Origin of the sequence: Mesorhizobium sp. M7A.F.Ca.MR.362.00.0.0 (genome assembly GCF_004023175.1) — a bacterium.
Taxonomy (GTDB): Bacteria; Pseudomonadota; Alphaproteobacteria; order Rhizobiales; family Rhizobiaceae; genus Mesorhizobium.
The window spans coordinates 25,826-34,917 of the sequence record NZ_RZTF01000002.1 but is presented as its reverse complement, the minus strand read 5'-3'; the positions used below and the strand labels follow the sequence as shown (position 1 = coordinate 34,917).

General features: G+C 66.3%; 6 protein-coding genes and 1 pseudogene. 2 read left to right on the top strand and 5 right to left on the bottom strand.

Translation table 11 applies throughout. The features are described 5' to 3' along the window. Together EOC06_RS00465 and EOC06_RS00460 are read left to right on the top strand one after the other, a co-directional pair. On the top strand, positions 1–956 hold a 956-nt coding region (locus EOC06_RS00465; protein ID WP_245469258.1), incomplete at its 5' end, for a folylpolyglutamate synthase/dihydrofolate synthase family protein. A gap of 28 nt (positions 957–984) precedes the next feature. Beyond that, a complete protein-coding gene (locus EOC06_RS00460; RefSeq protein WP_128306807.1) occupies positions 985–1,404 on the top strand; it encodes a VOC family protein in 420 nt (139 codons plus the stop codon). 24 nt (positions 1,405–1,428) lie between these two features. On the opposite strand, the gene EOC06_RS00455 is transcribed toward EOC06_RS00460, so the two are convergent. The 5 genes and pseudogenes from EOC06_RS00455 to EOC06_RS41415 all read right to left on the bottom strand — a co-directional run. Beyond that, positions 1,429–1,710, bottom strand: a complete 282-nt coding sequence (locus EOC06_RS00455; protein ID WP_127323193.1) for a cupin domain-containing protein — start codon at positions 1,708–1,710, stop codon at positions 1,429–1,431. Between the two features lie 131 nt (positions 1,711–1,841). Beyond that, positions 1,842–2,165: a thioredoxin gene (gene trxA, locus EOC06_RS00450; RefSeq protein ID WP_127268389.1), complete on the bottom strand. Its 324-nt coding sequence runs from the start codon at positions 2,163–2,165 to the stop codon at positions 1,842–1,844. A 75-nt stretch (positions 2,166–2,240) separates the two neighbouring features. Continuing rightward, positions 2,241–5,753: a double-strand break repair helicase AddA gene (addA, locus tag EOC06_RS00445; protein WP_128306806.1), complete on the bottom strand. Its 3,513-nt coding sequence runs from the start codon at positions 5,751–5,753 to the stop codon at positions 2,241–2,243. Beyond that, positions 5,750–8,884 (bottom strand): double-strand break repair protein AddB, encoded by a 3,135-nt coding sequence (addB, locus tag EOC06_RS00440; RefSeq protein ID WP_128306805.1) that lies wholly within the window; start codon positions 8,882–8,884, stop codon positions 5,750–5,752. The genes addA and addB overlap by 4 nt, the downstream gene beginning before the upstream one ends. Continuing rightward, a pseudogene (locus tag EOC06_RS41415) lies at positions 8,881–9,092 on the bottom strand (nucleotidyltransferase family protein); the annotation flags it as partial. The gene addB and the pseudogene EOC06_RS41415, both read right to left, overlap by 4 nt.

Sequence of the window (9,092 nt, the reverse complement as noted above, 5' to 3'; positions counted from 1 at the left end):
CAACAGATCCCGTCACCTTCCTCTTGTTTTCCGAACACCAGGCCGACGCCGCCATCATCGAGGTCGGGCTCGGCGGCCGCTTCGACGCGACCAATGTCGTCAAGGAACCGGCCGTGTCAGTGATCATGCCGGTGTCGCTCGACCACGAGGCCTATCTCGGGGACCGTGTCGAACTGATCGCGGCCGAAAAGGCCGGTATTATCAAGCCCGGCTGTCCGGTGGTCATCGGCGCGCAGGAGAGCGAAACGGCGCTGCAGGTGCTGATCGAAACCGCCGAGCGGCTTGAATGCCCCACCTTCGTCTACGGCCAGGACTTCCTTGCCTTCGAGGAAAACGGCCGCATGGTCTACCAGGACGAAGACGGCTTGATGGACCTGCCACCGCCCAGGCTGCCCGGCCGCCACCAGTTCGCCAATGCGGCGGCGGCGATCGCCGCGGTCAAGGCGGCCGGTTTCGAGATCAGCCATCGCGCCGCCGAAAAGGCGATGGTCAATGTCGCCTGGCCCGGCCGCATGCAGAAGCTCGTGCAGGGCCGGCTGGCCGAACTGGCACCCAAGGGCGCCGATATCTGGCTCGACGGCGGCCACAATCCCGGTGCCGGCGTGGTGGTTGCCGAAGCGTTGGCCGAGCAGGAAGAGAAGAACCCGCGTCCGCTGTTCCTCATCTCGGGCATGATCAACACCAAGGACCAGAGCGGCTATTTCCGTGCCTTCAAGGGCCTCGCCCGGCATGTCTACACGGTGCCGGTGAGCCTTAGCGAGGCCGGCGTGCCAAACGACGAACTGGCGGTCCGCGCGACGGAAGCCGGGCTGACCGCCGAGCCGGTGAGTTCCGTCGCCAGCGCGCTGATGCTGCTGCGCGATACCTGGGACGGCCCGGCGCCACGCATCCTGATCAGCGGTTCGTTGTATCTGACCGGCGCGGTGCTGGCCGAGAACGGCACCCCGCCGACCTGAAGGCGGATTTTTCTGCGAGGAACTTGTCATGATCAAGGTCAAGCAGCTCGCTCACGTCTGCATCTTCGCCAACGACCTTGAAGCGACACGAAGCTTCTATCGCGACGTGCTGGGCATGGACACCCGCTTCAATTTCCTGCGTAACGGCAAGATTTTCGGGTTCTACCTCGATTGCGGCGGCGGCAGCCATGTCGAGGTGTTCGGGAAAAACGAGGCCCGCTATGGCGACCTGAACCAGATCAACCACTTCTGCCTAGAAGTGGAGAACATTGATGCCGCGATCGCCCACATCAGGTCGAAAGGTGTCGACGTCACCTCAAAGAAACTGGCCTGCGATGACACATTTCAGGCCTGGATCCGCGATCCAAACGACGTGAAAATCGAGTTGTTCGAGTATACCGAAAAAAGTGCACAATTCGCCGGCGGCGACCGCATAGCCGACTGGTGAAAAGCGCCTGCCAGCCCTGACGGCTTACTTCAGCTCGATCTCGATAAAGGCGTATTCGCCTTCATTGGCGTTGATGACGTCATGTTCGACGCCCTCTTTGCGGAAATAGGGCGCGCCCTTCTTCATCTCGGCGAAGGTCTCGCCGTCCTTGGTCAACAGCTTCACCTTGCCGTCCATCAGCGGCACGACGACATAGTCGTGGCCGTGGCGATGCCAGCCGGTGTTTTCGCCCGGCGCGAAGCGGTACTCGGTGACGATAACGCGCTCATTGTCGATGAAGACGGTGGCCTTGGCGGATCCGGTCATGGGTTTCTCCCGTCTGGCTCAAGCAGATGACATGGAGTGGCCGGACGCGAGAGCCAGAGCCACGCACCGATGACGCCAACAAAAAGCCCGGCGCGAGGCCGGGCTTGATGGTCATATGAATTTCAGATGGATCAGGCGAGATTGCCATTGATCCAGTGCGACAGCGCCGTCTTGGGCGCCGCACCGACCTTCTTGTCGGCCATTTCGCCGCCCTTGAAGATCATCAGCGTCGGGATCGAGCGCACGCCGAACTGGGCGGCAAGCTCCGGATTCTCGTCGATGTTGAGCTTGGCGATCTTCACCTTGGCGCCGAGTTCGGTGGCAATGTCTTCGAGCGCCGGCGCGATCATCTTGCAGGGACCGCACCATTCCGCCCAGAAATCGACGACGACCGGTACGTTGGCGTCAAGCACGTCGGCCTGGAAGTTGCTCTTGTCGACCTTCACGGTTGCCATATGGAAAATCCTTTTGAAAGTTTTTGTCCCACCAAATGTGGTGGTGATCGCGCCCTTCTTCAAGCAGGTGTTGTGTCACGCTCCCGTGAGTCGGGCAAGGGCGTCGTCCATGGCACCGGCCGGCAGCTCGATCAGCCGCGGCGCCTCGGTGAACAGCAGGGCCGCCTTGACCGTGCGGCCGGGATAGAGCGGCTGCAACAGGGCGCGATAGAGCGCGAGCTGCAGGACATAGGCCGGCGGCACTTCGGCCAGAGTGGCCGGCGCCGGTCGGTTGGTCTTGTAGTCGACGATCGACACGCTGTCCGATGTCACCGCCAGCCGGTCGATCTTGCCGGAAATCGAGCGCTTTTTGCCCTTTACCTCAAGGCTGCCCATGATCGCGACCTCAGCACGCGACGACGGCGCAAACAGCTGACCGAGGCCGGGATCCGCAAGGATTGATGTGACCGACGCCAGGGCCTTCTCACGCTCTGACGGAGGCCAGTCCGCACCCGTTCGCAAGAGATAGCGCTCCGCCGCGCGCTGGCGTTCGGGCTCGGCAATGCCCGGCAGCATCTGCAGCAGTTTGTGAAGGGCAAGCCCGCGCAGCACCGCAAAGCCCGGCTCGGCATCGGCGTCGAGCACCGGCGACGCCTTGTCGACCACAGCTTCCTTGCCTTCGTCTATCAGCGCCGCAGCACCGGAGGGCGACAGCGGACGCGGCAGATCCTCGAAGGGGGGCAAGGGCCGGAACAAGGTCGCCGGTAGAGGTCCGAAAGCATCCGTCGGCCGCGCCTGCTCGCCGGAAGCCAGTGCGACCGGCGGCAGCTTGGTGACATGGAAACGATGCACCGGCTCGCCGCCGGCGGGATGCGCACGCTGCTCGCTTTCCGGCGCACCGATCAACGCGCGGCTGACGATCGAATGCCAGGTGCCGGCGTTCGGCGCTCGCTTGCCGTGATAGCCGCAGACGATCAGCCGGTCCTCGGCACGGGTCATGCCGACATAGAGCAGCCGGCGGTATTCGTCGTCGGCGAGTTCCCGTGCCCGCGCCGCCGCTGCTTTGGAAAAGCCGTTGGCGACGTCGCTGGCAGAGCGCCAGAGATAGCCCTTACCGTCCCAATTCGCGCCGGAGCCATCGAAGGGCATCAGGCGCGGCAGATGCTGGTCACTGAACGGGGCGGAACCGCCATCGACCAGGAACACGACCGGCGCTTCCAGCCCCTTGGCGGCATGCACGGTCATGACCCGGACCTCGTCGCGGGTCTGGTCCATCTCGCGCTTGATCTCGGGACCGGCGTTTTCCAGCGTCGACAGGAAGGCTTCAAGCCCCGGCAGACCGGTCCGTTCCTCGGCCAGGCAGAAGCTGAGGAACTCGTCGAGGATGTCGCCGGCTTCGGGCCCGAGCCGCGCGATCATCTTGCGGCGCACGCCATCACGCGCCAGCAGCCCGGCGTAGAACTCGAACACCGGTTTGAAGGCGGCCTCGTTCGTCCAGATGTCGACCTGGGCGACGATCTTCGCCAGTCTCTCGCTGTCGCCGGCGTGCTGTCGCAGCGACGCGATCAGCGACAAGCCGGACGGCCTCTGCGCGGCGAGCGTGAAAAGCGTCTCTTCCGACAGATCGAAGATCGGGCTGCGCAGCACGGCGGCGAGCGACAGATCGTCCTGCGGCTGGATGAGGAGGTGACCGAGCGCAATCAGGTCCTTGACCGCGATGTGCCCGGGCAGGCTCAGCCGGTCGGCGCCGGCAACCGGAATGTCGCGCCGTTTCAAGGCACGGGTCAGCGCGTGGACGAAGCGATCGCGCTTGCGCACCAGCACCAGCACGTCGCCCGGCCGCAGCCGCTTGCCGCGGCCTTCGACGATTTCGCCACTGCCGATCCAGCCGGCGATGGTGGCGGCGACGTTCTCGGCCACGCGCACCGCCGGCGCATGCGCATGATCGATGGCTTGCGTCCAGTCGTCGGGCTCGTCGACCACATCGGCGCCTACTGACGGCCACACCTCGACATAGCCCGGTGCGTCGGTGCGGATCGCCTGATGGCGCAGCGGATCGGGATCATGGCTGATGCCGCGCCGCACGCTCGCGTCGGCAAAGACGCGGTCGACTGCGGTCAGAACATCGTCGGTCGAGCGGAACGACCAGGTCAGCTTGAGGTCGGCAAAGGACGCCTCGGCGTCACGCACCCGTCCGGCGAACAACAGCCGGCTGTCGGCGAAGGAGTCCGGGGCGGCACCCTGGAACGAATAGATCGACTGCTTCTCGTCGCCGACGGCGAAGACCGTGCGATGGACCCTGTCGCGCGCGCCAAAGCCGGCAAAGAATTCTTCCGCCAGCCGTTTCACCACTTCCCATTGGTCCGGACTGGTGTCCTGCGCCTCGTCGAGCAGGATATGGTCGATGCCCTGATCAAGCTTGTATTGCACCCAGGGGCCGGCGTCTGGCCGCGCCAGCAGGTTGACGGTGCGGGTGATCAGGTCGTTGAAATCGAGAAAGCCGCGGCTGCGCTTCAGCATTTCGTAGCGGGCGATCAGCCAGTCGGCGATGGTCAGCGCCGCTCTTGTACCCTCCAGCATCCGGAACAGGGCCAGCCGGTCGGTGGTTTCGACGATGGCATTGGCGGCCGAGAGATAGCGCTCCGCCAGATCCGGCAGCCGGTCGACCAGGGCCTTCTTGAAGGCCTTTGCCGGGTCGTAGGTGTCGCCATCGGTCTTGAGGAAGGCGCGCGCGAGCAGTTGCAGGCGCCGAATGGGATCGCCCTCGGCGAAAGCCTGCCGCGCATAGGGCAGGATGTTGTTCAGCACCGATCTGGCATCGGTGGCCTCGGCTGCGTGGGCGAAGCCGGCAAAATAGTCGGGCAGGAAACCCGGCAACGGCCATACCGAAGCGGCTATGCCCTCGGCCGTCTGGCCTGGATGGAATTCGTCGAACAGGGCCTGGAAGCGCGTGCCGTCACGCCCGACGGCGTCGATGAAATTGCGCAAGCCGTCGCGCTTGCGCACGATCTCACCCAGCAAGGCGTCGAGCCCGGCTTCGCCGCCCCGATCGAGAATGGCGGCAAAAGCCTCGGCCAGATCCCTGTCGCCGGCGGCTGTGCCCGAAATCATCTCGCGGCGCGCCGCGGCAAACAGCGAGGCCTCCATCTGGCCGTCGAGCATCTCGAAATGGGCCGGGATGTTGGCCTCCAGCGGAAACTGGTGCAGCACCGATTCGCAGAAGGCATGGATGGTCTGGATCTTCAGCCCGCCGGGTGTTTCCAGCGCCTCGGCGAACAGGCGCCGCGCCCGGCGCATGGTCTCGAGATCGGGCCGGCGCCCCTCCAGAGCCTCGACCTTTGCCGCCAGATCCGCGTCACCAAGCGTCGTCCACTCCGACAGTGTCGAGAACACCCGGTTGGACATGTTGGCGGCGGCGGCGCGCGTATAGGTCAGGCACAGTATCTTCGACGGATCGGTGCCGCGCAGCAGCAGCCGGATGACGCGCTGAGCCAGCACATGGGTCTTGCCGGATCCGGCATTCGCCGACACCCAGGCGGAATTGCCGGGATCGGCGGCGCGGGCCTGGCTGGTCGCGGTGTCGCTGGGGATCGGATAGGCCTTTTTCATGCCTCCCCTCCCTCGTCGCCGGCATCGCCGCCTGCCGACCATTCGAGCACGCGGGCAAGATGGTCGTAGTCGCCATCAGTCTCGCCTTCGCGGAACGGCAGCGCGCGCGACAGATAACCCGTCGCAGGATCGGCATAGTGGATCAACAGCTTTTCCAGCCGCGCCCAGGCCTCTTCGGCAAGATCGGTCGCGGTCCGCGGCTGGCGATTGTGTTCGAGGATGGATTCCTCGAACACCTCGCCATTCGGCTTCAGCCTGATGAAGGCCAGTTGAGAGGGCTCGCGTACGCCCAGATCCTTGAAGGCGCCGCGCCTGAGCAGCGCACCCTCCAGCGCCAGTTGCGGCGCAAGCAGTGTGTGCGCCTGCGCCTTGGACGGCGAGGAACCGGTCTTGTAATCCAGTATGTCGGCCATGCCGCCGGCCAGCAGATCGACCCGGTCGGCGTAGCCGGACAGAGTCACGCCGGATTGGCCGACGACAGTCTTGCCGGCGCGCTCCTCGGCATGGCGCCTTGTCACTGCATCGGCGCGCGTGCGCTCCCACTCGATGATGTTGGCGGCGAGTTTCTCGAAACGTGGCCACCACACCGCCTCGACATCGGCCGGAAGGGCCGCTTCGGCGAAACAGGCGCGGCCTGCAGCGATAAGGCCGGCAAGCGCATCGGGGGTGCGCGGATCGGCGACACTGCCTGAGAACAGGTGCAGGATGGCGTGAAACAGCGTGCCGCGCTCGGCCGCACCGGGGTCGCGGATGACCTGATCGAGCGGCATCAGGCCAAGGATGCGTCTCGCATAGACGGCGTAGGGGTCACGGCGCAGGGTCTCGATCTCGGTGACCGAGAAATGCGTCGGGCGCACCGACAGCGGCGGCTTCGGCTGCGGCCGTGGCGCGAAATCCTGCCTTGGGCCGGTATCCAGCGCGCGCGCCCAGGCGAGCAGTTCGTCGCCACGCCGGCGCAGCTCCGCTGCCTGGTCGCTGCCGATGAAGGTCAGCAGCCGCTGCAGCCAGCGCGACGGCACGGCGGGGGCGTCGCCGGCACGCGCCGAGCGGGACAGCACCACTTTCCCAGCGCCCATGGCCATCTGGAAATCATGCGCGGCAAGGCCGATGCGCCGCTCGGGCGGTTCGAGGTCGATACCGGTCTTCATCAGCCGCGACATGAAGCGGTCGCTCTCGGGCTTGCGCGGCCATACGCCCTCGTTGAGCCCGCCGATGACCAGCGTGTCGACGGTCTGCAATCGGGCTTCCAGCGCACCCCAGATGGCGATGTTCCGGTCGGTGCCTTGTGCCGGCTTGACCGTTTCAGGCGCGATCAGCGCCGCCATGATATCGGGCCACTCGGTCGCCGCGAAGGACAGTGAAGCCGAAGCCGAGACCAGCCCGCGCAGCAGTTCGGCAAGCTTTTCACCGGCGTCACCGGCATAGAGCTCGCCAAGACCACCGTCGGCGGTGCGGCCGAGATTTTCGAGTGAGACGACACTGGCCCTGACAAGCGCGGCAAGGTTGGCGTCATCCCGGCCGCGGAAGGCTGCGAGCGGCGCCAGCACTTGCTTGAGACGTTCAAGCAAATTCCGGGCAGTTTCGATGGAGCGCACGGTCAGCCGGGAAAACCAGAAGGGCGGCCGGCTGCCGCCGCCCAGACCGGTGAGGCGGGCCTCGAACAGTTCCGGCAGCGAAACGATGTCTGGGCGGCCGGTGCCGCCGCGCAGCGCCACCAGCTCGACCAGTTCCGCCGCGTGGCGCACATCGGCCCGTTCGAGGCCGAGGCCAAGCAGCGGATGCTTGAGCAGCGACAACAGGCCGACCGGATCGCCTGGCCTGAACAATGCCTCGAGCGCCAGCCTGAGCAGGCTGGCCGCCGGGGTGTTGGCGAGCGGCGTGCCACCGGAATCGTCGGCGACGACGCCGAAGCGCTGGAGCTCGATCGAGACGCGCCGTGCCAATGCGCGATCGCCGGTGACGAGAGCCGCCCTTTGGCCGGGCTGTTCGACCGCGCGCTTGAGCGCGACGGCGATGGCGACAGCTTCATCACGTTCGCTGGCAGCTTCGAGCAAGGTCACCTCGGCGAAGGCGCCGGCAATGTGGGACGCCGGGAAGCCCGCACGTGTCTCGGCCCAGAGTTCGGTGGTTTCGGCCGGCCGCAGCGCTTCGCCGACAAGAGCGGCGCGAAGCGCAAGTCGCGGTTCGGCCACGCCAATCTCCTCGACGTCGCCGCGCAATACGCCGATCTTGCCTATCAGCCTGGCCAGGCCATGTTGCGGGTGGCCGAGCACAGCTGGACGCGCGCCGGGCGCGGCAATCGCCTGGAATGACGCTTCGTCCAGCGTTCGGTCGAGACCCGGCAGCACAATGGCGCCGCCGGGCAGGCGCGCGATGGCGGCAAGCAGTTCAGCCGTGGCGGGGATCGAGCCGGTCGACCCGGCGGCGATGACCGGGCCAGCGGGCGGATTGCGCTGCAGCCGCGCCGCCTCGGCGCGGATCAGCGCGCTGCGATGCGCGGCCGGATTGGAACGGTCGCTTTCCGCGAGGAATTTCGGCCAGGCTTCGGTGACGATGCCGAGGAATTCGAGGGTCACCTGCCACCAGCCGGCAAGGTTGCCGGTCACCAGATCGGTGAGCTTGGCCCAGTCCGTTCCTTCCGTCTCGATCTCGTCCATCAGCCGGGCGAGATCGCGCGCCAGCCAGATCGCGTCGGCGGTGGAAGCCGGGATGACGATCTCCTCGGCAAAGAGGGCGGCGACATGTGCCGGCAGCCGGCGTTTCCAGGCGCGCACCAGCGGCGTCAGCAGCAACAGGCGTTCGATCGCAGCGATCGGCGGCGCGAGATCGATGGCCGCCGATGCCTCGGTCTCGAACGCGGCCTCGTCCTCGTCGAACTCGCCGAGCGGCCGGATGACCGGCAGGATCGCCGAGCCGCCGCCGCCGCGCGCCGCCAGGCTGTCGACGAAGACACCCCGCAGAGCGCGCGCGGCACGGCGTGTCGGCACATAGATGGTGACATCGGCCAAGGCGAGCGGGTCGCCGTCAAATCGGAACCCCGGCACGAGGCGACCGGCAAGCAGCGCCTCGGCAAGCGTCGGCAGAAACGGCGCTCCGGGCGGGATCGAGAAAACGCGGCTGGAGCCGCTCATTGCGACTCGATGAGCGCACCGGCGACCGCCGCTTCCGCGAGCGGTACGGCATCGGGCGTGCCGACAGTGATCCAGTGGCCATGCATGGGCATGCCGAACAGGCGCCCTGCGGCGATGGCGGAATCGAAATAGGCGTTGAGCGAATGCGGCCCGGCCGGTGCGCCCTTGAACAGACGTCGGTGGACGATCGCGGCACCGGCATAGATCA

What these genes read in the sequence shown, in the direction of transcription:
- EOC06_RS00460 (WP_128306807.1), top strand. Translation starts at nt 985, where the DNA reads ATGATCAAGGTCAAGCAGCTCGCTCACGTCTGCATCTTCGCCAACGAC.
- EOC06_RS00455 (WP_127323193.1), bottom strand. Translation starts at nt 1,710, where the DNA reads ATGACCGGATCCGCCAAGGCCACCGTCTTCATCGACAATGAGCGCGTT.
- trxA (WP_127268389.1), bottom strand. Translation starts at nt 2,165, where the DNA reads ATGGCAACCGTGAAGGTCGACAAGAGCAACTTCCAGGCCGACGTGCTT.
- addA (WP_128306806.1), bottom strand. Translation starts at nt 5,753, where the DNA reads ATGAAAAAGGCCTATCCGATCCCCAGCGACACCGCGACCAGCCAGGCC.
- addB (WP_128306805.1), bottom strand. Translation starts at nt 8,884, where the DNA reads ATGAGCGGCTCCAGCCGCGTTTTCTCGATCCCGCCCGGAGCGCCGTTT.